This window comes from Streptomyces sp. NPDC048664 (genome assembly GCF_040650555.1).
Classification (GTDB): domain Bacteria; phylum Actinomycetota; class Actinomycetes; order Streptomycetales; family Streptomycetaceae; genus Streptomyces.
This window is the reverse complement of sequence record NZ_JBEZHK010000007.1, coordinates 71,516-94,781: the sequence shown is the minus strand read 5'-3', so window position 1 is coordinate 94,781 and position 23,266 is coordinate 71,516. Positions and strand designations below refer to the sequence as shown.

General features: G+C 72.0%; 17 protein-coding genes. 10 read left to right on the top strand and 7 right to left on the bottom strand.

The window, feature by feature from the left end; all coding sequences use genetic code 11:
* Nucleotides 1-37: 37 nt before the first annotated feature.
* Both AB0C59_RS10070 and AB0C59_RS10065 read right to left on the bottom strand, forming a co-directional pair.
* On the bottom strand, nt 38-664 hold the full coding sequence (locus AB0C59_RS10070; protein WP_363002563.1) for a hypothetical protein: 627 nt from the start codon (nt 662-664) through the stop codon (nt 38-40).
* Between the two features lie 163 nt (nt 665-827).
* Nucleotides 828-1,427: a lytic transglycosylase domain-containing protein gene (locus AB0C59_RS10065; RefSeq protein ID WP_363002851.1), complete on the bottom strand. Its 600-nt coding sequence runs from the start codon at nt 1,425-1,427 to the stop codon at nt 828-830.
* Nucleotides 1,428-1,667: 240 nt separating this feature from the next.
* On the opposite strand from AB0C59_RS10065, the gene AB0C59_RS10060 reads away from it, so the two are divergent.
* The 5 genes from AB0C59_RS10060 to AB0C59_RS10040 all read left to right on the top strand — a co-directional run bounded on the left by AB0C59_RS10060 (nt 1,668) and on the right by AB0C59_RS10040 (nt 5,979).
* Nucleotides 1,668-3,056 carry a hypothetical protein gene (locus AB0C59_RS10060; protein ID WP_363002561.1) on the top strand — a complete coding sequence of 463 codons (1,389 nt, stop codon included), beginning with the start codon at nt 1,668-1,670 and terminating at the stop codon, nt 3,054-3,056.
* 473 nt (nt 3,057-3,529) lie between these two features.
* Nucleotides 3,530-4,327 (top strand): IPT/TIG domain-containing protein, encoded by a 798-nt coding sequence (locus tag AB0C59_RS10055; RefSeq protein WP_363002559.1) that lies wholly within the window; start codon nt 3,530-3,532, stop codon nt 4,325-4,327.
* 84 nt (nt 4,328-4,411) lie between these two features.
* Nucleotides 4,412-5,428 (top strand): IPT/TIG domain-containing protein, encoded by a 1,017-nt coding sequence (locus AB0C59_RS10050; protein WP_363002557.1) that lies wholly within the window; start codon nt 4,412-4,414, stop codon nt 5,426-5,428.
* 74 nt (nt 5,429-5,502) lie between these two features.
* The gene (locus AB0C59_RS10045; RefSeq protein ID WP_363002555.1) at nt 5,503-5,790 is read left to right on the top strand and encodes a hypothetical protein; all 288 of its coding nucleotides are present in this window, start codon (nt 5,503-5,505) and stop codon (nt 5,788-5,790) included.
* 12 nt (nt 5,791-5,802) lie between these two features.
* Entirely contained in the window at nt 5,803-5,979 is a 177-nt protein-coding gene (locus AB0C59_RS10040) for a hypothetical protein (protein ID WP_363002553.1), read from the top strand.
* Here the strand turns inward: AB0C59_RS10040 and AB0C59_RS10035 are convergent.
* The gene (locus AB0C59_RS10035; protein ID WP_363002551.1) at nt 5,963-6,613 is read right to left on the bottom strand and encodes a PAS domain S-box protein; all 651 of its coding nucleotides are present in this window, start codon (nt 6,611-6,613) and stop codon (nt 5,963-5,965) included. The two genes, AB0C59_RS10040 and AB0C59_RS10035, sit on opposite strands and share 17 nt — an antisense overlap.
* Nucleotides 6,614-6,832: 219 nt before the next feature.
* On the opposite strand from AB0C59_RS10035, the gene AB0C59_RS10030 reads away from it, so the two are divergent.
* Nucleotides 6,833-10,003: a cytochrome P450 gene (locus AB0C59_RS10030; RefSeq protein WP_363002549.1), complete on the top strand. Its 3,171-nt coding sequence runs from the start codon at nt 6,833-6,835 to the stop codon at nt 10,001-10,003.
* Between the two features lie 75 nt (nt 10,004-10,078).
* Here the strand turns inward: AB0C59_RS10030 and AB0C59_RS10025 are convergent, their stop codons facing one another.
* The 4 genes from AB0C59_RS10025 to AB0C59_RS10010 all read right to left on the bottom strand — a co-directional run bounded on the left by AB0C59_RS10025 (nt 10,079) and on the right by AB0C59_RS10010 (nt 16,471).
* A complete protein-coding gene (locus AB0C59_RS10025; protein WP_363002547.1) occupies nt 10,079-12,019 on the bottom strand; it encodes a collagenase in 1,941 nt (646 codons plus the stop codon).
* Between the two features lie 149 nt (nt 12,020-12,168).
* Nucleotides 12,169-13,128 carry a LysR family transcriptional regulator gene (locus AB0C59_RS10020; protein WP_363002545.1) on the bottom strand — a complete coding sequence of 320 codons (960 nt, stop codon included), beginning with the start codon at nt 13,126-13,128 and terminating at the stop codon, nt 12,169-12,171.
* A gap of 190 nt (nt 13,129-13,318) precedes the next feature.
* The gene (locus AB0C59_RS10015; protein WP_363002543.1) at nt 13,319-14,956 is read right to left on the bottom strand and encodes a M4 family metallopeptidase; all 1,638 of its coding nucleotides are present in this window, start codon (nt 14,954-14,956) and stop codon (nt 13,319-13,321) included.
* Between the two features lie 474 nt (nt 14,957-15,430).
* A complete protein-coding gene (locus tag AB0C59_RS10010; protein ID WP_363002541.1) occupies nt 15,431-16,471 on the bottom strand; it encodes a PAS domain-containing protein in 1,041 nt (346 codons plus the stop codon).
* 285 nt (nt 16,472-16,756) lie between these two features.
* On the opposite strand from AB0C59_RS10010, the gene AB0C59_RS10005 reads away from it, so the two are divergent.
* The 4 genes from AB0C59_RS10005 (at nt 16,757) to AB0C59_RS09990 (ending at nt 23,225) form a co-directional block, all read left to right on the top strand.
* Nucleotides 16,757-18,130 carry an ATP-grasp domain-containing protein gene (locus AB0C59_RS10005; protein ID WP_363002539.1) on the top strand — a complete coding sequence of 458 codons (1,374 nt, stop codon included), beginning with the start codon at nt 16,757-16,759 and terminating at the stop codon, nt 18,128-18,130.
* Complete coding sequence (locus AB0C59_RS10000) at nt 18,127-20,139, top strand: PEP/pyruvate-binding domain-containing protein (protein WP_363002537.1); 2,013 nt, start codon at nt 18,127-18,129, stop codon at nt 20,137-20,139. The genes AB0C59_RS10005 and AB0C59_RS10000 overlap by 4 nt, the downstream gene beginning before the upstream one ends.
* Nucleotides 20,140-20,147: 8 nt before the next feature.
* Nucleotides 20,148-21,506 (top strand): MFS transporter, encoded by a 1,359-nt coding sequence (locus AB0C59_RS09995; RefSeq protein ID WP_363002535.1) that lies wholly within the window; start codon nt 20,148-20,150, stop codon nt 21,504-21,506.
* Nucleotides 21,507-21,905: 399 nt separating this feature from the next.
* Nucleotides 21,906-23,225, top strand: a complete 1,320-nt coding sequence (locus AB0C59_RS09990; RefSeq protein WP_363002533.1) for an MFS transporter — start codon at nt 21,906-21,908, stop codon at nt 23,223-23,225.
* The last annotated feature ends 41 nt before the right edge of the window (nt 23,226-23,266 follow it).

Below are 23,266 nucleotides of genomic sequence, written 5' to 3'. Positions count from 1 at the left end.
AGCCGGCCGACGGGCCGGGTGAGGGCGCGGACGGCGCTCAGAGCCAGCCCAGTGATCCGAACACCAGCAGGCAGACCGCGTCGAAGGCGAAGAGGGCGGACACGGCGACGGCCTTGGTGCGGACGCGGGGAAGGTCGTGGACGACGGCGACGGCGACGAAGAAGGGGGCGTAGCCCAGCAGCAGGATCAGGAAGGGGAAGTCGGCCTGCCACCAGGACCAGTCCCAGGTCAGCACGCCCGCCCGGTTCAGAAGGAGTTCCACGCACACGCAGGCGATCGAGTTCGCCACGACGAACACCAGCCGGTTGGGCATCCCGAGGACGCGTGTCCCCCGGGGAGGCAGGAGCTTGGCCGCCGTCACACCCATGATCGCGAACATCAGGCAGATCTCGATGTTGAGCCCGACGAGGATCTGGTACGCGCTGCGGCCCGTCGCCCCCCAGACCGGGGCCCGGCCGGTGAAGTGGAGCACGAGGGCGTTCCAGATCTCGTTGAACCAGTCCATGCCCCACAGGGCGAGCCCCGCGAAGAAGACGTCCCAGTTCCGGCGCTCCACCTCGGCCGCGTAGACATAGAGGGCGAGGAGCAGCAGGGGTATCACGTACCACTGGAACCGATGCGCGTCCCGCAGGTGTTCGAGGGCTGCGCGGGCGTGATCGGTCACGGGGCCTCCATCAGTGGCATGCGGGGCCACCCGCCCTCGCTACCCGCTGGTAACTATGTTCATGCGGCCCCTCTCCGTCAAGGCTCCGCCGATCACGGTCGCCCAACAGGCGGTCGGCAGCGCCCCGTTCACCCCGAATGCCCGACGGCGCGTCCGGACCGACTCAGCCGGCCCCGGCGCCGTGCGGCCCGCTCCGGTCCGTCAGGGCCTCGGCGGCTCGGCTCCGGTGGCTCCGGAACCGGCGCAGATACGACCGCGCCATGGGGCCCGGCGGGACACCCCGGGCGAACGCGCGCATGTTGCGTTCGCCCGTGTTGTACCCGAGGGCGAGAAGCTCGTCGCGGGTGTAGCGGCGCACGTGCCGTTCGGGAAGGCTCCGGTCGAGGTCCCTCAGGTGCAGGGCCGCCGCGCGGATGGCGAAGGCGGGATCGTCGCGCAGGTCCTGCCAGCGCTCCGGCAGGTCGTGCGCGCGCCGCACGCGTTCGAACGTCGCGCGGTGCATGTTGGCCACCCCGAAGGACGCGCCGGGCTTCCACCACTGCCACAGGCGCTCCAGCAGCGGATGGTGGGGCTTGTACGCCTCGTTGTGGAGCACGGCCATCACCAGCAGGGGTGACACCCCGGCCTCCTCGGCACCGCGCACCACGGACGCGGCGTAGTCGGCCGGATCGTAGCTCCCGGGTCGCAGCGGTGGTGTGCGGGCGCCGTCGCGGTCCAGCGCCCCGGACCCTTCCGCCGGCACCGCCGTCGACCGCCTGACCATCCCCACGCGCCTCTCCTCTGCCGCTCCGTGCCCCGCGGACGCGGGAGGTCCCGGCGTCCTGGACTCCACGTGCCCGCCGGGCCCGGTCCCAATCCGGTGCCTCCGGCGCACCGCCCACATGGGCTGTTCGTAGGGCGATCCGACCATGGACGGCATGTCGACACCGTTCCGGACGCGCCGCGGATACGGTGATGCCGCCGATATGTACGAGCGGACCGTGCACGTCCATGGAGGAGCGCGATGAGCTGGTGGAGGGCTCGGGCCCACGTGGCCGCGGCGGCGGGGGGACTGCTCGTGGGCTCGGCGACGCTTCCGGCGCATGCCCTCACGGACGTGCCGTGCTCCACCTCGGCGCTGGTCACGGCGATCGGCGACGCGAACTCCGGGTCGGGGGACACGCTGACGCTGGCCCCGTACTGCGTGTACACGTTGACCGACTCCGACGGGTCGCTGCCGACGATCGCGCAGCCGCTGACGATCCACGGCAACCACGCCACGATCCGCCGCGACCCGGCAGCCACCAGCAGCTTCCGGATCCTCGACGTGGGCGCGGCCCCGCTCACCCTGGACGCCCTGACCGTCATGAACGGCAACGCGGATTCCGGCGGTGGCGGCGGGGTGTTCCTCGGCACCGCCGGCGGATCCCTCACCACCGACGGCGTCAGCTTCCAGGGGAACGCCGCGGGAGTGGGCGGCGCCGTCGCGGCCCTCGACGGCACGTCCGTCTCCCTCACCCGCACCGCCGCCGAGGACAACAGCGCCACCAGCCAGGGCGGCGCCCTCACCGCGCTGGGCGCGGTCGCCGTCACCCTGGACTCGGTGACCATGACCGGCAACCGCTCCGGGAGCCTGGCCGGGGCCGCGCTCCTCGACACCAGCCTGCCCGCCTCCATCACCGGTGGCGTCATCGGCCACAACACGGCGAAACAGGTCGGGGGCGGCATCGTCTACGGGGGCTCCGGCACTCTGTCGGTCACCGGGACCACCGTCTCGGACAACCGGGTCACCCAGAGCATCGAGGGCGGCGGCGGAATCCTGTTCGCTCCGGCCTCCGGCGGGAGCGGCACGATCACCGGCGCCACGATCAGCGGGAACACGGTCACCGGTTTCACCACCGCCGACGGTTTCAGCAACCGCGGCGGCGGCGTCTTCGCCGACGGCGGTCCGCTCGTCCTGGACCACACCAAGGTCACCGGCAACCAACTGGTCGGCGACTTCGGCCAGGGCGCGGGCGTCGCGGCGGCCGGAGACCTCTCGGCGAGCGAACTGACCCTGCGCAACGGCACCACGATCAGCGGCAACCTGGCATCGGGCCGCTCCTCCCAGGGCGGCGGACTCCACACCGACAACACCCTGGGCGCCGTGTCCGTGACCGTGACCGACTCCCACATCGACGGCAACAAGGTGACCGGTACCGGGTCCGCCGCCGCGGGCGTCTTCAACAACGGCGGGACATACGCGTTCACCGCCTCCACCGTGAACGGCAACACCGCGCCGGACGCGCCCGCGCCCGGCGGGGTCTCCACCACCGTGGCGATCACCGACGTGGACGGCGTCACCACCTTCACCGGCAACACCCCCACCGACTGCCTCCGCAGCCCGCAGCCCGTGACGAACTGCGGCAGCTGAGCGGGTCCCGGATCCCGGGCCCCGCCGGCGGGGGTCGAGTGAGCTGCCCCGTGCGACACCATCGCACTCCGGCTCATAAAGGGAATCCCGGCTTTTAAGCCTACATTCGCACTAAACCCCTGTTGCTCCCCATGCGCCCTTTTGCGCAGGAGGAACATCTGCCGTAATGGTCTCAGGTGGCGCCGACGGCGCGCTCCTGGACTCGGCTCCAGGACGTTCCTTCCGGGATGCTCTCGGCTCCAGCCCGAGGCTCGGGAAGCAGGGCTTCACACGAAGTCGCCACGACCGGCGGAGCGCCGGCACGACTCCGGTGGCGGCGACATCGGATCACGCACGCTTCCCTCATCGCCACCCTCTCCGCGACGTCAAGTCCCGCCCCCGCCCCCGCAACAGGGGTGCCCCGTGCGGAGACGAACCAGGGGCGGCAGCACCCACCTGTCCTTCGGGTTCACCAACACAACCAAGGGAAAGACATGGCAACCATCACGTCGTTGGTCGACACCAGCACCTCCACCAACCAGGGAAAGGCCGGAGACACACTCCACATCAACGGCACCGGCCTGGGGACCACCACCAAGGTGACCTTCGGTTCGGTGACGGTGACCAGCGGACTCACCGTCACCGCCACCCAGGTCTCCCTCACGATCCCCTCGGTGCAGTGCGCCGGGCAGGTCTCCGTCAGCGTGACCAGCAACACCAACGTCACCAGCAACGCACTGCCCTTCTTCCTCATCTCGGCCCCGAGCGCCACCGGGGTGAGCGCCACCTGCGGGCCGACCGGCGGCGGAACCACGGTCACGCTGTTCGGCTCCAACTTCCTCACCGGCACCGGCGTGACCGTCGGCGGCACCGCGGTCACCCCCACCCCCACGTTCTCCTCGGCCTCGCAGGTCACCTTCACCACGCCGGTCCACACCATGGTCAACACCTGCGTCGACACGGTGGACATCGCCATCACCACCGCCGGCGGCACGAGCCCCCCGACCAGCAACCTCACGCAGTTCTCGTACTACGCGGCCCCGGTGATCACCTCGCTGGCCCCCTCCACGGGCACGGCGGGCGACCTCATCACCATCAACGGAACCTGCTTCATCAACGTCTCCACGGTGGAGTTCAGCGACGGGACCGACACCTTCACCGCGGACTGGACGAGTTTCGGTGACACCCAGCTCACCGCCACCGTCCCCGCCGGACTCACCGCCGGGCCCGGGACCATCACCGTCACCACATGCGGCGGCCCCTCCAACGACCAGGCGTTCACCATCGTCTGATCCGCGGACAGGCACGGCCGGACAGCGCGCCGCCTTGGTCGAGCCCGTCGACCAAGGCGGCCCGACGACACGAGAAGGAGCATCATGGCCCCACCCGTCGTGTCCAGTGTCAGCCCCAACCAGGGCCCCAACCTGGGAGGGACCTCCGTCACCATCACGGGTATCGGTCTGACGGGCGCCACTCTGGTCCGGTTCGGCGCCAACCCGGCGACCAACGTGATCGTCGTCAGCAGCACGCAGATCACCGCCACGACCCCCGCAGGCAGCGGCACGGTCAACGTCTCCGTCACCACGCCGGGCGGCACCAGCTCGCAGACGGTGCCCTTCACCTACACCGTGGTCACCACTCCGACGCTGACCAGCCTCAGCCCCACGGCGGGGCCGGCGGCGGGCGGCAACACGGTCACCCTCAACGGCACCGGCCTCACCGGCGCCACCCTGGTGCGGTTCGGCGCCAACGCGGCCACCAACGTGATCGTCGTCAGCAGCACGCAGATCACCGCCACAGCACCCTCCGGCACCTGCGCCGGCACGGTCAACGTCACCGTGACCACGCCCGGCGGCACCAGCAACCCGCTGCCGTACATCTACGTCGCCGCTCCCACCGTCATCGACCTCGACCGGCACTTCGGCCCGAGCACCGGGACGAACACGGTCGTCGTCTTCGGCACCGGTCTGACCCTCACCAGCGCGGTCGCCTTCGGAGCGACCCCGGCCTCCAACGTCACGGTCGTCTCCGACAGCCAGCTGACCGTCACCGCCCCGCCCGGGTCCGGCACCGTCACCGTGACCGTCACCACGCCGGGGGGCACCAGCCTCGCGAACGGGAACACCTACTACACCTACCTCGCGGCCCCGGTCCTCCAGTCCCTCTCCCCGGCACAAGGACCCGGTGCCGGCGGCACCGCGACCGTCCTGACCGGCACCGACCTGACCTACACCGACACCGTGACCTTCGCGGGCGTCCCCGCCGTGTTCGCCGCGATCTCCGACACCCAGGTGGTCGTCACCACCCCCGGCGGCCCGCCCGGCACCGTCGCCGTCATGGCGCACTCCCCGGCCGGAAACAGCAACACCCTGCCCTACCTGTACGAGCCGTGACGACGCGCCCCGCGCCGGGACACCCCTCCCCCACCACCCCGCTCCCACAGACCCGAAACGCACGGTGATCGCCCATGAACCTCGTGGTGCTGTTCCTCACCCTCGGCGCCATATGCCGCGTCACCCGCTTCATCACCAAGGACACGCTCGCCGCGGGGCTGCGCATCCGGGTGGCCGACCGATTCGGCGACGACTCCCGGCCCACCGTGCTGGTCACCTGCGGCTGGTGCACCAGCATCTGGGTCTCCGCCGCCGCCGTCCCCCTCGCCCACCTGGTGGGCACCACCACCTGCTTCCGTGTCGCGGCGACGATCCTGACCCTGTCGTACCTGGCGGGCGTCGCCTCCGACCGGCTCGACTGAAGGAGAGACATCATGGGCTGCAACTGCGGTGGACACGTGCACCCCCCCGCCGGACGGACGATCACCGTGTTCCGGCTGACCAGGTCGGACGGAACCGAACAGGACTACCTCACCTCGCAGGAGGCCGACGCGGCCAACCGGCGTTCGGGCAACGGCGGCACCATCACCATCTTCACCCGCCCTGCCTGAGCGTCCGTCGGGCCTGCGGCGGCCAGACTCCCGGTGCGAGCACCCCCCGGGCGTAGGCGTGCGCCACCAGCTCCGTGCGGTTGGACGCGGACCAGCGGGCCGAGAGCCGCCGCAGATGGTAGGTGACGCCGTCCGTGCTGAGGCCGAGTTCCCTGGCGGCCCGGCTCGTGGTGGCGCCCCCGGCCAGCAGCGCCAGGACCCGGCTCTCCACCGACGTGACGGGTTCCGGCTCCGGTTCCCGGGGGATGTCGCGCTCGCCCCGCACCCGGAGCATCACCAGGAGCGCCGGTGTCTGGTCCGTGCTCTCCGTCACCGGATCGGCCATCAGCTCGCCGTACCGCTCGCTCCCGCCGGGAGCGGGCCAGGACACCGACACCCGGTAGCGTGAGCGGTGCCGCAGCCGGAGCGCCTCGGCGATCCGCTCCACCTGCGTGGTCTCCTCGGGGCTGAACAGCTCCAGCACGTTGCGGCCGCACAGCCTGCCCGGCGTCGTACCGCACTCGGCGGCCATCGCCGGGTTGGCCAGCACGATCCGTCCGTGCACGTCGCACACCGCGACCGGCACGAAGACACGGTCGAAGATGGTCAGCGCACGGTTGCGCCACACCACCGCCTCGGACTGCCCGGTTTCCATGCGCACCTCCCTGTCCCGCCCATCCAAGACGAACCGCCGGACCGACGGCAATCTCGACGGTGCGACGGGAGCGCCGGGAGGCAGCCGCGAGGGCGGCGCACAAGAGCGCTCGGTCACTGCCGACTGCACGATCGTGTAGTGGCGCGGCACGGGTACGAGGGGCGGGTGGACGAGTCTGGGGTGCAGGACTTCCGTTCTGCGAAAGGCAGTTGTCGCGTCATGCCTCCCACCGCACCGCACCCCGAGACGATCCCGGCCGACGTTCCCGTGATCGACATCTCCGCCTCCGGGCCCGGGCCCACCCCCACCCAGCAGGTCATGGAACTGATGCGTACGCACGGCCCGATGCTCGTGCGCCGCCTCCACGGGAGGGACGCCCTGTTCGTGGCCGACGCCGACGTGGTCGCGGAACTGGCGGACGAGGAGCGGTTCACCAAGCACGTCGGACCCGCCCTGGAGAACGTACGCGCCTTCACCGCCGACGGCCTGTTCACGGCCTACAACGACGAGCCCAACTGGGCCAAGGCGCACGACATCCTGATGCCGGCCTTCGCGCTCGGCTCGATGCGGACCTACCACCCGGTGATGGTGGCGGTGGCGCGGCGCCTCATCGGGGCCTGGGACCGGGCCGCACGGGCCGGGCAGCCGGTCGAGGTCGCCGATGACATGACCCGGATGACCCTCGACACCATCGGACTGGCCGGGTTCGGCTACGACTTCGGCTCCTTCGAGCGGGCCGAACCGCACCCCTTCGTGGAGTCGATGGTCCGCTGCCTGGAGTGGGCCATGAAGCGGCTGGCGCGCACCCCGGGCGAGGACCACTCCGCGGCCGACGCCGCCTTCCGCGCCGACGCCGACCACCTGGCCAGGGTGGTGGACGAGGTGATCGGCGCCCGCACCGGATCGGGGCAGGACGGCGCCGGGGACCTGCTCGGGCTCATGCTCACCGCCCGCCGTCCGGGCGACGGGACGCCCCTGGACACGGCCAACATCCGCAACCAGGTCATCACCTTCCTCATCGCCGGACACGAGACCACCTCCGGCGCGCTGTCGTTCGCCCTCCACCACCTGACCAAGCACCCGGCCGCGCTCCGGCTCGTCCAGCGCGAGGCGGACGCGCTGTGGGGTGACGACCCGGACCCGGAGCCGACGTTCGACGACGTCGGCCGACTCACCTACACCCGTCAGGTCCTCAACGAGGCGCTGCGGCTGTGGCCCACGGCCGCCGTCTTCAGCCGCGAGGCCCGTGCGGACACCCTGCTCGCCGGACGTGTCCCGGTGCGCGCCGGGCAGGCCGTCAGCGTGCTCACCCCCATGCTGCACCGGCAGCCCCTGTGGGGCGACAACCCGGAGCTTTTCGACCCGGAGCGGTTTTCCCCCGAGGCGGAGGCGGCACGCCCGGTGCACGCCTTCAAGCCCTTCGGCACCGGTGAACGGGCCTGCATCGGAAGGCAGTTCGCGCTCCACGAGGCGACGATGCTGCTGGCCATGCTGGTCCACCGCTACCGGCTGCACGACCACGCCGACTACCGGCTCACCGTGAAGGAGACCCTCACGCTCAAGCCGGCGGGCTTCACCCTGACCCTGACCCCGCGCACGGGTGCCGACCGGGTCCACGCCGCGCTGCCGGGCGCCCCGACCGCCGGCGCGCCGGAGGCGGCGTCCGCCGTGCTGCCGTCCCGGGTCCGGCCGGGAACCGGTGTGCTCTTCCTGCACGGCAGCAACTACGGCACCTGCCGCGCCTTCGCCGCCCAACTCGCCGACGAGGCGGCCTCGATCGGCTGCGCCACCTCCGTCGCCGCCCTGGACGACCACACGGGCAGCCTGCCCACCGACCGGCTCGTCGTCATCACCGCCGCCTCCTACAACGGCCGCCCCACCGACGACGCCGCCGCCTTCACCGCCTGGCTGGAGGACGCCCGGGACCTCACCGGAGTGACGTACTGCGTCCTCGGGGTGGGCGACCGCAACTGGGCCGCCACCTACCAGCAGATCCCCACCCGCATCGACGCGCGCCTCACCGAGTTCGGCGCCACGCGGTTCATCGAGCGCGCCGCCGCCGACGCGTCCGGCGATCTCAACGGCGCCGTCCGCGAGTTCGGTGCCCGGCTGCGCACGGCTCTGCTCCAGGAGTACGGCGACCCCGAGGCCGCCGGTGGCGAACCGGCGCGCCCCGCCACCGACCACGACGTACGCCTCCTGCCGGACAGCCCGCTGGACGCCCTCGCGGCACGGCACGACCTGGTCCCGATGACGGTGGCCGAGGCCCACGACCTCACGGCACCGGGCCACCCGCGCACCAAGCGGTATCTGCGCGTCGCACTGCCCGACGGGGTCGGGTACCGCACCGCCGACCATCTCACCGTGCTCCCGGCCAACGCCCCGGAGGTGGTGGACCGCGCCGTCGCCGCGTTCGGCGTCGACCCCGAGGGCCTCCTGGACATCCGGACCTCCCGCGCGCGCCACGACGGGCCGGCCGTGGACCGCCCGGTGACGGCACGTCATCTCCTCACCCATCACCTGGAGTTGCAGGAGCGGCCCACCGAGCGGCAGATCGCCCTGCTCGCCGAGGCGAATCCCTGTCCTCCCGAGCGTGCCGCGCTCACCGCCCTGACCGGGGACGACCCGCGGACCGTGCTGGAGCTCGTCGAGGACCACCCCGCGCTGGGCGGCGCCCTGGGCTGGTCGCGTCTCCTGGACCTGCTGTCCCCGCTGCGTCCGCGCCACTACTCCATCTCCTCCTCACCGGCGACCGACCCGGGCCACGCGGATCTCATGGTCTCCGTGCTGGACGCACCCGCCCGGTCGGGCCGCGGCCGCTACCGGGGGACCGGCTCCGGGCATCTCGCGTCGCTGCGCGCCGGCGACTCCGTGTACGCCCGGGTCCAGCCGTGCCGGGACGTGTTCCGCGTCGACGGCTCCGTACCGGCCGTGATGGTGGCGGCCGGCACCGGTCTGGCCCCGTTCCGCGGCGCCGTCGCCGACCGGGTCGCCGCCCGTGCGGCGGGGGTCGTACCGCCGCCGGCTCTGCTGTACTTCGGCTGCGACGCGCCGGACGCCGACTTCCTGCACGCCGGTGAGCTGCGCACCGCCGAGTCCGCGGGGGCCGTGTCCTTGCGCCCGGCCTTCAGCGCCGCCCCGGAGAACGGCCGGCCGTTCGTGCAGCACCGCATCGCCGCCGAGTCCGACGAGGTGTGGGAGCTGTTGACGGCGGGCGCCCGGGTGTACGTCTGCGGTGACGGCTCCCGTATGGCGCCCGGGGTGCGTGCGGCGTTCCGTGCCCTGTACCGGGCGCGAACGGCGGGCGCCGACGAGGCGTCGGCGGCACGGTGGCTGGACGCGCTCGTGGCCGAGGGCCGCTATGTCGAGGACGTGTACGCGGCGGGGTGAGCCGCGGTGCACCGGATCCACCGGATCCGTCGCGCACGGGCGACGGATCCGGTGGTTCTCCTGCCAGGCCCCCCGCTACGCCGCTGTGCCCGGCGTGGCGCAGGCTCCCGAGGCGCACAGCGTGAGCCAGCGGTCGAAGTCGGCGTCGTAGCGGGTGCCGATGCCGTCGTGGTAGACGGCGTACCCGCCCGGGTAGTCGCCGGTACGGAACAGGCCGAGCATGCGCTGGACGTCGTCCGGATGGTTCTCGAGCATGTACCGGACCGCCAGGTAGCCCCAGGGGTAGGTGCGGGTGACGTCGCTGTTGGCGTAGGTGCTCTGGAACAGGTCGCTCAGCCGGTAGGTGTGCCTGCCCGCCTCCGTCACGGCCTCCTCGTCGGGTATGCCGCGGTAGCTGTAGGAGACGTACTCGGCCAGCCCCTCGATCCACCAGATGTCGGGGACGCTCGTCTGCCGGGCGAAGTCGCCCTTCATGTCGTCGCGGGCGTCGAGGAAGTGCGTGTACTCGTGATTGAGGTTCCAGATCCGCGCCACGAACCCGTCGTCGTAGTCCTTCTGGTACATGATCGACATCGGTTGGTTGGCCGGGTCGGCGGGGTCTCCCGTCAGGGTGATGCCGCCGTTGTCGGTGTCGACGCCGAAGATCGCCCCGGCGTAGAGCTGGTAGTCCGCGCGGCTCGCGAAGACAACGAGCCGGATGGTCGCCACGTGCTGGCCGGGTATGGGGCCGTCGTCCTTGACCACGCCGTGGACGTACGAGTCCTGCGCCAGCACGCTCGCGCAGGCGGCGTCGAGGTCGGCGGGGGTCAGGGCCTGGGCGCGGACGGTGTGGGTCGCGTCGCAGGTGTGGGTGAGGGGCAGGGCCGCGGCGGCGAGGCGGGCCTGCAGGTCGCAGACGCCGTAGTACGAGCAGTGGGAGCCGTCGTAGGCGAAGGCCTGGGTGGCCACCGCGACCCACAGCGCCGCGGTGGGGCCGGTGATGCGCGAGTGGTTGAGCAGCTGCCTGGTCAGCGGCCGGGCCGTGGCCTGGAGGGAGGGGTGCTCCACGTAGCGGGCCAGGTTCATCCCGGCGTTGGCGTCCAGGTAGGCGCGGTCCGTGCCGAGCAGGTCGCGGTGGTCGAGGGCGAACGCGTCGAGGGTGGCCGCCATGTCCGGGTCGGCCGCCACCGCGTCGACGTACTCGGGGTTCCAGTTGCCGCGCCACAGGGGCGTGTGGACGTCGTTGACGGCCGCGAGCATGCTCGGGAAGGCGTCGTAGGAGCTGTCGTAGCCGTCGAGCAGTCGTCGGTACACGTCCAGGTAGCGGGCCTGCTGGTCGGCGCTGTCGGTGAGGACGACGACGTCGCCGAGGACGTCTCCGTTGGCCTCGGTGACGTCCTCGGAGTGCGGGCGGGCGAAGAAGGCGTCCAGGCCGCGGACCGTCGCGCTCGTCAGTGCCGGGTCGTAGGGTCCGACGTCGGCGGGGTCGTTGAACTGCACGTAGTAGCCGGCGCGCAGGAACAGCACGAGCTGCCAGACGCCCGAGGAGTTGTCGCCGCGGTAGTGGCGCGCCGTGCGGGTGAAGGCCTGGGCGACGGAGACCATCTGAGGCTCGCGGAAGACGTCGTGCGCGTTCGCGCCGGTGACCGCGAACAGGGTGTTCACGCAGTCGGTGGTCGAGTTCACGACGAGGGTGACGAGTGCGTCCCCGGTCCGGCTGCCGAAGTCCGCCGGAGAGCAGGACGCGCGCTGAGGGGTTTCGGCCTTCGGGTCGGTCCCGGCGTGGTCCTTGGGAGGTGCCGGCCGGAGGGGAGGCAGGTGGGCGGGTGCCATGGGTCGGCCCTGGACGGCGGGACGGTCGGTGGCGCCGGTCGCGGCGCCGGTCGGGGACGGCACGCGGCGGGGTGTGCTCACCCTCGGGGTCGCGGCCCCGGCCCGGGGCGACGCCGGCGCCGGCGTCGCGAACAGGCCGAAGAAGGTGAGGCAGGCGGTGAGAGCGCCGGCCATGCGCAGGGGCAGGGTGGAGCGGCAGCGCATCGGATCTCCTTCGCGGACGGATGCGCCTCGATGACGGGGTTGAGGCGTGTGCGGCACTGTCTCAACGGGTGCCTGCAGCAACAATGGCCTGCGGCATAGCACCTGGCCGCCGTCGGCCATAACACCGGCCCTGCGGGGGGATGCGGCGCCTAGTGCCCCGTCACGCTCCAGGCGCGTGCGGCCCAGGTCTTCAGGTGCGGTGACCTGTCGACGAGTTCGCGATAGGCGGCGGTGGCGGAGCGGAACAGTGCCTCCGCCTCCTCCTCCCCCACCACGTCCCGCCGCCAGGCCAGGACGTAGCGGCACCACAGCGGTGTCCCGGCCAGGGGGCGGATCACCACGTCCGGGTTCGGGCGCAGGGTCGGCTGGACGACGGACACGCCGAGGCCGTCGGCGATCATGCTCTGCAGCTGGGCCTGGTCCCCCAGGAACTCGTGCACGGCCACCGGTGTGAATCCGGCCGCGGCGCAGGCGGCGTAGAAGACTCCCGGCCAGCCCGCCCCGTCGTCGGGCGTCAGGAACCAGGCGTCCTCGGCGAGATCGGCGAGCGGGACCTGTGCGCAGCGGGCGAGGCGGTGGTCCGACGGCAGGGCCACGAACGTCGGCTCGGTGACGATGCCGCGGTGTGTCACCGCGTCCGAGTGCCGCAGTTCCATCGCCGGATAGTCCGCGGCGATGGCCGCGTCCACCTCGCCGTCCTCCAGGAGTTCGACGATCCGCGCGGAGGAGTACACGCTGCTCACCACGAGCGCGAGGTCCGGGAGCGCGCCGCGGAGTCGGGACACCATGCCCGACAGCATCGGGGAGTTGGTGGCCGCGACCCGCAGCGGTCTGCGTGTCCTCACGGGTCCGTCGGCCGAGGGGTGGGCCAGTGCGTCGGCGCGGGCCAGGATGTCGCGGGCTCGTACGACGATCTCGGCGCCGTAGCGTGTGGGGTGCACGCCTCTCGCCCCGCGGTCGAAGAGGGGCTGCCCGAAGTGGCGTTCGATGCGCTGGAGTTGGGCGCTCACGGCGGGCTGCGAGTAGCCCAGGTCCGAGGCGGCCCGGCCGACGCTGCCCGCGTCGGCGAGCGCGCACAGCACGCGCAGATGGCGCAGTTCCAGGTCCATCCGCCCTCCCCGACCTCGCCCGGCACCAGGGCCGCCGACGGAAGGGAAGCGTTCCATCGCCCCGCCGTGCGCACAAGGCGGAGGTCCGGCCAGTCGGCGGACTCCGTCGGGCCGCCGGCCTGGACGGGGCGGGACATGCCAGGGGGCGGCAGCCGGGTCGTGTCCCGGTTGCCGCCCTCGGGCCGTGGGGTCAGCTGACGTTGACCGCCGACCAGGCGGCCTCGACCGCCTTGTACTCGGCGCTGGAGGCGCCGTACAGGTCGGTCGCCGCCTTGAGCGTGCCGGCGCGGGCGGCCTTGTAGTCCGTCGTGGACGTGAAGTACGCGGTCAGGGCCTTGTACCAGATCTGCAGGGCCTTGTCCCGGCCGATGCCCGTGACCTTCGAGCCGTCGGAGGTCGGCGAGTCGTAGTCGACGCCGTTGATGGTCTTCGCGCCGCTGCCCTCGGACAGCAGGTAGAAGAAGTGGTTGGCCACACCGGACGAGTAGTGCACGTCCAGGCCGCCCACGCTGGAGGACCAGGCGTCGGCGGAGCCGCCGTCCTTGCTGGGCTTGTCCATGTAGCGCAGCGGCTTGCCGTCGCCGTTGATGTTGATCTTCTCGCCGATGAGGTAGTCACCGGGGTCGGTCTTGTTGTCGGCGTTGAACTCCACGCCGGTGCCCATGATGTCGGAGGTCGCCTCGTTCAGGCCGCCGGACTCGCCGGTGTACTCCAGGCCCGCGGTGTTGGAGGTGACGCCGTGGCTCATCTCGTGGCCGGCCACGTCGAGGGCGGTCAGCGGGTCGCTGTCCTTCGCGCCGTCGCCGTAGGTCATGCAGAAGCAGCCGTCGTCCCAGAAGGCGTTCTCGTACGCGTTGCCGTAGTGGACCCGCGAGTAGGCCGCCTTGCCGTCGTTCTTGATGCCGCTGCGGCCGAAGGTCTTCTTGTAGAAGTCCCAGGTCTGCTGCGCGCCGTAGGCGGCGTCGGCGCCCGCGGTGCCCGCGTTCTTGACCGTTCCGTCGCCCCAGGTGTCGCTGGACTGCGAGAACAGGGTGCCGGTGCCGGACTCCTTGTGGTCCAGGTTGTAGGTCTTGTGGCCGCCGCGGTCGGCGTCGGTCAGGGTGTAGGAGGAGCCGGACTGGGCCGTCGTCAGGTCCACCTTGCCGCTGTACTGGGTGTTGCCGACACCGGTCTCGATGCCCTGGTACTGGAAGAGCTTCTTGCCGGTGGCCGCGTCGCTGATGACGTGCAGGCGGCTCGGGGTGCCGTCGTCCTGCAGGCCCGCGACGATCGTCTCGTAGGCGAGCACGGGCTTGCCCGAGCCCGCCCAGATCACCTTGCGGGCGCCGTCCGCGTTCGACTTGGCGGAGCCGAGGGTGGCGGCGGCGGAGACCGCCTGCTTCTCGGCCTTCGCGGCGGTCACCTGGGGCGTGAGCGAGGCCACCTTGATGGTCGCGCCGGTCGCCTTGGTGACGCCCTCGGTCCTGCCCGACCTGGTGTGCACGACGAGGTCGCCGCCGAGCACCGGGAGGCCGGCGTAGGTGCGCTCGTAGCGGGTGTGGACGGTGCCGTCGGCGTCCTTGACGACGTCCTTGACGATCAGCTTCTCCTGGGCGCCGAGACCGATGTGCTGAGCCGTCTCGGCGACGCCGGCCTGCGCCTGCTGGACCAGGGAGGACCGGGCGGAGGCGGACAGCGCGACCGGGGCGCCGGCGAGGTGCGAGGTGCCCTCGGCGACGGGCTGCGCCGTGGCCGTGGCGGTCAGCGACGTGCCCACGAGGGCTCCGGCGGCGACGGCGATGGCGGCGGCGAGGACGGTGCGCTGCGGACGTATGTGGCGGGAGGTCACACAAGCTCCTTGATCGTGGGGGGAGGAGTCCGGCCGGTGTGGGGCCGACCAGGACGTCTTGGGAAGTTCTCGTGCTCCTGCGGCGGTTGAAGAACCATGCCATAAGTGACGTGTTCATGTCACTAGGGAAGATGTCACAGCATGGGGGTGATGTCCCCCATGGGACGGCTCGCACGCAGGAGACCTGCGGCGCGGGCCGACGACGCGGGCGGACCGGCGAGGGCAGGGGCAGCACCGGCGCCGACAAGGGGCGGGGCGGAGCCGGGCAGGCCGAAGAAGGCGCTACGCATGAACTCTCCAAGAAATGTGGGGGGTTGGAGATGTGGACACGAGACAACCCCAGTCGACGGCCGATGCGCTACGCACGTGACCCAGCTGCGACAACTCCCCCACACCGCCTTCACTCCTGCCTCACGAGCCCACCCGCGCCAACGGCTCGGGCCGCGCCGCCCCCCTCCGGGCGGCTCCCGCAGGTCAGACGGGGCTGGCGGGGTGGGCGGCGCTCGACGACCGGGGCGGCCAGACCTGAGGGGAGAGGATGCCGAGGACATAGGCCCGGGCCACCAGCGAGGGGCGGGTGGCGGCTCCCAGCAGGACACGCAGACGGCTCAGGTGGTAGTCCACCGTCTGCCGCGACAGGCGCAGCTCCTCGGCGATGTCCGCGTTGCTGTGCCCGGCCGCAAGCAGGGCGAGTATGCGCACCTGGGCCGCGGTCAGGGAGGGCTGCGCCTGCTGGCGCAGGCCGACATGGGTGACGACCGCCCACACGCTGGACACGCCCGGCGCCGTGCCGCCCACGGTGCTCAGATGGACCCGGGCCCGGCGCTGGCAGCCGTCCGCGTCGACGAGCACGACCCCGGCACGGGCGCTTCTGCGCCGGCCGGCGATCAGATCCCGCCAGATCCGGTGCAGGACGGTCCGCTCGGGCGTCTCGGCGAGCAAGGTGTCGGCGCTGCGCCCTATCAGGTCGGAGAGGCGCACGTGCAGGACCTCGGCGAAGGCGGTGCCGGCCTCGCTCACCCGGCCGTCCGGGGTCAGCCGGACGCAGGCCAGGCCGCTGCGGTCGCGCAGTGCGAGTAAGTCCGCCTCGGCGCGGTGTCGCTGGTCCAGCACCTTGGCGTGATCGGTGACGTCCACGTAGATCCCCGCGACGCAGCGGGTGGCGTTCCAGCGGACCGGGAAGCGGTAGCCCGCGGCATGCCCGAGGCTCCCGTCGGCGCGCAGATAGGTGAGGTTGTGCCGTACCGGCCTGCCCTCGGTCAGCACATCCTGGTCCAGCGTCAGGAACCGTGCGATGTCGGCGGGTTGGTCGATGTCGGACAGATGCCGGCCGATCAGGGCCTCGCGGGTCTTGCCGTACAGATGGGCATAGGCGTGGTTGGCCCAGACATAGCGGCCGGTGGCGTCGCGCACGAAGGCCGCGGCCGGGGCCAGTTCGGCGAGCGCGGCGAACGGGTTGCGGTCCGCGCGGCCGCCACCCGCCTCGCCCGGCAGGGGCGTGACGGTCTCATCCACGACGCAACTCCTTCAATCCTGCACGACATCACGTGGGGTGACACCTCATGCGTAACCCGTAGCACCCTGGGCATGCGAGAGAGTCAGGCACCCTCCCGCCGGGCACGGTCCGTTCGCTAGCGCATCACGGCGCCTTCACATGACGCCAATCGCCTCCACGAATAGGGCATTTGCCTGAGTGGTCCGGGCGATGGAGACCCTTGGAGGTGAGCGGCTACTGGTTCGCTTGAAGGAGGCCGGTCGACCGGTGATGGGCACCCCCTACGTCGAAGGAGATGGTTTTTCGTGAGCAAGGTGCTGTACGTGCATGCCAAGGGCGGGCCCCCGGTGGGGCACGCTCTGACGCGGGTGGCCGCGAGGGCCGCGGTGCACCTGCTGGCGCTGAGCGAACTGCCCGTCAGCGTGGCCGAGGACGTAGCGGGGCTGTGCGCCTCGACGGCGACGGCGCCGGAGGTGCCCGACCGGGACCTGGTGGAGGTGATCACCGCCCGGGCCCGGGAGGTGGGGGCCGACGCCGTGGTGACCTTCTCGGAGTACGCCGTGGTCGCGGTCGCCGAGGCCTGTCGGCGACTGGGGCTGAAGGGTGCCGGGTCCGCGGCCGCGCTCGCCCGCGACAAGCGCCTGATGCGTGCGACCTGGGAGCGGCACGGCATCGAGCAGCCCCGGTTCCGCGCCGTCACCAGCCTCGAGGAGCTGGAGCGGGCGACCACCGAATTGTCATGCCCATTGCTGCTCAAGGCGGCATGGAGCGCCGGGTCGACCGCGCACCAGATCATCGACCGGCCCGCCCAGGCGCAGCACGCCTGGCGGCGCTCGCGCGAGGTGATGACCGAGTCGGCGCAGCTCGGCTTCGCCGAACTGCACGTGCGCGGGGCGTCGGAGGACTTCATCGTCGAGGAGATCGTCACCGGGCGCGCCGAGGAGTGGTTCGACGGCCCCGGCTGGGGGGACTACGTCAGCGTCGAGGGCGTTGTGGTCGACGGGGTCTTCCGTCCGGTCTGCCTGAGCGGGCGCATGCCGACCGTGGCGCCGTTCACCGAGCGCGCGGGCATCACACCGGCCGCCGTGACGGCTGGGGCCCAGCACAGGATCGTGGAGCTGGCCGAACGCGCCGTGGACGCCCTGCGGTTGGAGAACTGCGGCACCCACACGGAGATCAAGCTGGGCGCCGACGGCCGGATGTGGGTCATCGAGACGGCCGCGCGGTTCGGCGGCGCGATGACCGTGCCGCAGATCGAGGAGGTCTTCGGCCTCGACCTGGTCGGCATGTTCACCGACCAGCTGCTCGGCGCCTCCCCCGACTGGCCCACCCGGGCCCTGACGCCCGCCGACGCCACCGGCGCGGCCGGGTCCCTGGTGGTCCTGGCCGTGAACGGCGACGGCACGCCGTGGCCGGGCCGCCGCCGGTGGGACTCCTCGGTGGTCGTGCGCACGGCCCCCGTCGGCGCGGGCAGCACGCTGTCCGTGGTCGGCGAGAGCTCCCTGCCGGACGGGTCCGTGGTACCCGAGTACGACCCCGCCGCCGGCGCCAACACCATGGCCGGGCTCTGCCTGCTGTCGGCCGACGAACCGCAGTCCGTCGTCCGCGACTTCACGGCCCTGGTCGACACGCTGCCGCACATCCTGCCCGCGGACGTCACCGAGGGGGTCCACGCATGACCGTCGAGCTGGGCGAGGCCCGCGTCCCCGACGCGGCACCCGACAGGACCGTCGTCGGGGTCAACCTGTCGCTGCCGCTGTTCCGCACCCTGTCCGGCGTGCTGGCCGGACATCCCTATCTGAAGGTCGTGGTGGACCGGGTGGAGGACACCTGGCATCTGCTCGACACCCGGGTGCACCCCTTCCACGTCGACTACATCGCGGGCCGCATCCTGGGCATGAAGGCGGACGAACTCGACGCGCAGCTCGACGCGTTCAACGCGTCCGTGTACATGGCGCCGGACCGGCGCTTCCTGCTGGGCGTGCTCTCGCTGCACTGCGACGAGGACCCCGACGGCACCGAGCGGCCCTTCCTGGTCCTGGAGACCACCGAGGCCGACACCATGCACGGCGAACTGCTGGAGGGCTTCTACGACTACGTCCGCCACCGGGTGGACGGGCGCCTCCCGCTGCTGCTGAAGCCGGCGAACCACGGGCAGGAGCAGGAGCTGGCCTCGGTCGGCGAGGCACGCGTCCCGCGCATCCTCAGCCAGGAGCTCTTCGGCAACCGGACCCGTACCTGCCTCAACCCGGGTGTCGCCGAGGGGCGGTTGCGGTACTTCCGCAGCCTGGACGAGTACCGCGGCAGTGCGGCGGAGCTGGGGTGGGCGGACATCGTCGCCATGCCCTGCCTGCCCGACGACGTGCCCCGGGTCGCCGGATTCGTCAACACCGAACCCACCACGCCTCTGTCGCACACCAACGTCCTCGCCTCGGGCTGGGGCATCCCGAACGCGATCGTCCGGGACCTGGACGCCCTCGTGGAGCGGGAGGGCCTGGACGGCGCGTGGGTGCGCTACCAGGTGCGGGAGGACGCGATCACGCTGGAGCGGCTGGCCGGCGCCCCGGACCTGGAACGGCCGGTCTGGCACCAGCAGCGCATCCGCGTCGAGTCGCCCCTGCTGGACGACGCGCCGATCATGGCGTTGCACCGGCTGCGCGGCGCCGACCGCGACAGCTACGGCACCAAGGCCGCCAACCTCGGCGAACTGCACCACGTGCTGGACAGCCGCACGGCGGATCTGACCACCTTCTACGCGCGCCCGCGGCCACCGCGACCGGATCTGCTGGCCCACCTGGCCTCGCGGCTGGGCGAGCCGGACGCACCCGTGGAGCGGCTGCGCTCCCTGGCCGCCGAGCGGGTGGCGCGGACGGTCCGGGCTCCCGAGGGCGTGGCCCTGCCGTTCCGCCTGCACCATCTCTACCTGACCTCGTCGCCCGCGCTGCAACAGGGCATCGGGAAGCTGAAGATGGCGCTCGAACTCGACGCGCTCGACGTGATCGACTCGCTGTCCCTGGATCTGCAGCACCTGACGCAGAACACGCCGATACCCGAGGAGGTGGCGCGCGCCATCGTCGGGTCGGTGCCGGGGCTGCTGGAGGACGACCGCCGTCTGGTCGTGCGCTCCTCCTCCAACGCCGAGGACCTGCCGGGATTCTCCGCCGCCGGGATCTACGACTCGGTCACGACGGTGCGGGGCGCGGACCAACTGCTGGACGCCGTGCGGCATGTGTGGTCCTCGCTGCTGTCCCCGCGCAGTGTGCGTCTGCGGCACGAGGTGGGCATCTCCCTGGACGACACCTACATGGGGGTGATCATCCAGGAGTACGCGCCGGCCGATCTGGGCGGCGTCCTGGTGACCTGCAATCCGACGCGTCGCGAGGACTTCCGCAACGTGTACCTCAACTGCACGGCCGGATCGCCGGAGCGGGTGGTGGACGGCACGGTCCTGCCGCACCAGTACCTGTACAACACCGTCGAGGGCGGCGGCCGTACCGTGGCGGTCGACTCGACGGGCACGGACCTTCCGGCCGACACCCGTGCGGCGCTGGCCCGACTGGCCCTGACCGGACGCCTTCTGCAGTCCCACTTCGCCGAGGACGACCCGGACGATGCCCTGGACATCGAGTGGCTGATGACCGCCGAGGGGGCATTCCAGCTGGTCCAGGTCCGCCCCTACGCCCGGTGAGCCGCCGTATGCCCTTCCCGTGGCGCCGCGGTCCCGCGCCGGACCTGACTCCGGCCGCCCGCCGCATCATCCGTCTCAACAACGGGTTCCAGCTGCTGTTCAACCTGCTGTGGTGGATGCCCGTGTTCTACGCCTACCAGCGGGACGCGGGCCTGTCCGACGGCCAGATCTTCGGCATCCAGAGCATCTACTACGTCGCCTTCTGCCTGTTCGAGATCCCCACCGGGCTGATCGCCGACCGGATCGGAGCCCGCAACTGCCTGCGGGCCGGTGCGGTCGTCATGACGGCGGCGAACATGCTGCCGGTGCTGGCTCCCTCGTACACCGGATTCCTCCTGCACTTCCTCGCCATCGCCGCCGGGCGCTCGCTCACCTCGGGTGCGGCGAGCGCGTACCTCTACGACGGGCTGCGCGCCGAGGGCGCGGCGGACTCCCACTACCTGAGGGCGGAGGGTACGGCGCGGGCGCTCGGGCTCGCCGCCAAGGTCGTCTGCTGGCCGCTGGTCGGACCGCTGATGGCCCTGACCCAGCCGGCGCCGTACGTGCTCAGCGCGGCGAGCGCGGCCGGCTCGCTGGTGTGCGCCCTCGCCCTGCCGCGGCTCGCCCCGCCCGAGGGCGCGGCGCGCGCGCCGGGGCGACGGGGCGGCGCTCTGCTGCGCGACACCGGTGCCGCCCTGCGCACGCTCCGGTCGTCCCCGTGGCTGACGCTGCTCATGGTGCAGGGGGTGGCGGTGTTCACCCTGTCCCGCATCTGCCAGGTCAACCTGTTCCAGCCGGTGCTGCTCGACCACGGCATCGGGGAGAGCACCCACGGCGGTGTGCTGGCGGCGATGACGGTCGCCGAGGCGGTGGCCTCCGCCCGGCCCCAGTGGCTGGGGTCCCGGTTGTCGCCGGCGGCCTGGGTGTCCCTGCTGAGCGTCGCGCTCGCCGCGGCGCTGGCGGGCACCACCCTCGGCGGGCCCTGGGCCGTGGTCGGGCTGCTGTGCGCGTTCGCCGCGATCACCGGGTTCTGCTATCCCGTGCAGCGCAAGCTCATCAACGACGCCATCCCCAAGGAGGCGCCGCGGGCGACCCTGCTGTCCGTGGAGAGCATCGTGGACCGCGGCGTGTGCGCGCTGGCGGCGGTGGCGGCGGGCGCGTATCTGGCGGCGGACCGGCTCGACGCCCTGCTGTGGCAGTCCGCGGCGGTCACCTGTGTGCTGATTCCCGCGCTCCATCTGGCGCTGCGCCGCATGGACCGGACGGCGGCCGGGCGCCGGGCCCAGCCGGCGCCTACCGCGGGCCCGGCCTCGGGGCCGGGCGGCGTACGGCCGCCGGAGGAACCCGTGCCCCTGCCCGTCGACGAGGGCGCCGCACCCCGGCCCTGACCGGGCACCCGGAGCGGCACCCGCCCGGCACCGCGTCGCACGCAGGCGCGGTGCCGGGGTCACACGGTGTTCATAGCTGACGGAAGCGGTGTTTCCGTATGACTGTGATCAGGGATGAGCTTTTTCGGTCAGAATGGAATCGATCACTCACCGTGACCGGTATCGTTCGCCGCCTCCTCGCGCCCATTGCCCTCCCTTGACCTCACGCGTCCCGCGACGCACACCAACTGACGGACATTCACGTGCACTTACCGCAGGTACGCCGAATGTTTTCCCGACATGCCGCCAAAAGGACGCAGAAGAAGTCCGAAAGTGACCGGGTTCCTTTGACTCCTGAACGACGGGTCAGTGAATGTCATTCACATGTTCGTCACATCCCGAGCCGCCGACGGTGGCCCGATGCGTTCACGTGACTTCCGGATGCTGCTCGCGGGAGCTGCCACCGGACAGTTCGGCGCCCAGGTGACCCTGGTGGCCCTGCCCCTCGTGGCCGTCCTCGAACTCGACGCCTCCGCCTTCCAGGTGGGCCTCCTGACCGCCGCGGAGACCGCCGCCTTCCTGCTCGTCGGACTGCCCGCCGGGGCGCTCACCGACCGCGTGCGCAAGCGGCCCCTGATGATCCGCGCGGACCTGGTGCGCGCCGTGGCCATGGCGAGCGTCCCCGCCGCCGCGCTCGCCCACCTCCTGACGATGGCGCACCTCTACGTCGTCGCGCTCGTGACCGGTGTGGCCACCGTGTTCTTCGACGTCGCCCATCAGAGCTATCTGCCGCAGATCCTGCCCCGCGAACAGCTCGTGGCCGGCAACGGCGCACTGGAAACGGTCCGCTCCACCTCCCAGGTCACCGGCCCGGGCATCGGCGGCGGACTGGTCCAACTCGTCGGCGCGCACCTCGCCGTTCTCGCCGACGCCGTCGGCTACGCGCTCTCCGCCCTGTTCCTCCTGCGGATCCGGCAGCCCGAACCGGCGCCCCCGCCGGCCGCCGGCAGTTCGCTGCGCAAGGAGATCGGCGAGGGTGTCCGCTTCGTCTTCGGCCACCCGCTGCTGCGGGTCATCGCCTTCACCACCGGCCTCGCCAACCTGTGCGCCGCCGTCCTGATGGCGACCCAGACCGTGCATCTGATCCGCGTCGTCGGACTGGGGCCCGGCGCGCTCGGGCTGGTCCTGTCCGCCTCCGCGGTCGGCGGGCTCCTGGGCGCCCTGGGCGCCGGGCGCCTCGCCCGCCGGCTGGGGCAGGCCAGGGTCATCCTCCTGTCGGTCCTGGTGACCGGCCCCTTCGCGGTGCTGTGGCCCCTGTCCGGTCACGGTGCCCTCGGCGCGGTCCTCTTCGCCGCCGGCTCGGCGGTCGTCTCCTTCGGCGCCGTCGTCTACAACGTCGCCCAGGTGAGCTTCCGCCAAGGGCTGTGCCCGCCACGACTGCTGGGCCGGATGAACGCCACGCTGCGCTTCCTCATGTGGGGCACCCTGCCGCTGGGCGCGCTCCTCGGCGGTTTCCTCGCCCAGTCCTTCGGGCCGCGTACGGCACTGGCCTGCTGCGCCGCCGGATTCCTCACCGTACCCCTGCCGCTGCTGCTCTCCCCGCTCCGCCGCATGCGGGACCTGCCGGGTCCGCGGGACGACGACGCCGAGGACGACGCCCGGGACGACGCCCAGGAGGCACCGCTCCAGGACGCCCGCGCGGACGGCGACGAGCGTCCGGCCATCACACCCACCGCCTGACCACTCCACGGCCCTCGGCGACGACCTCGGCGCGGGCACCG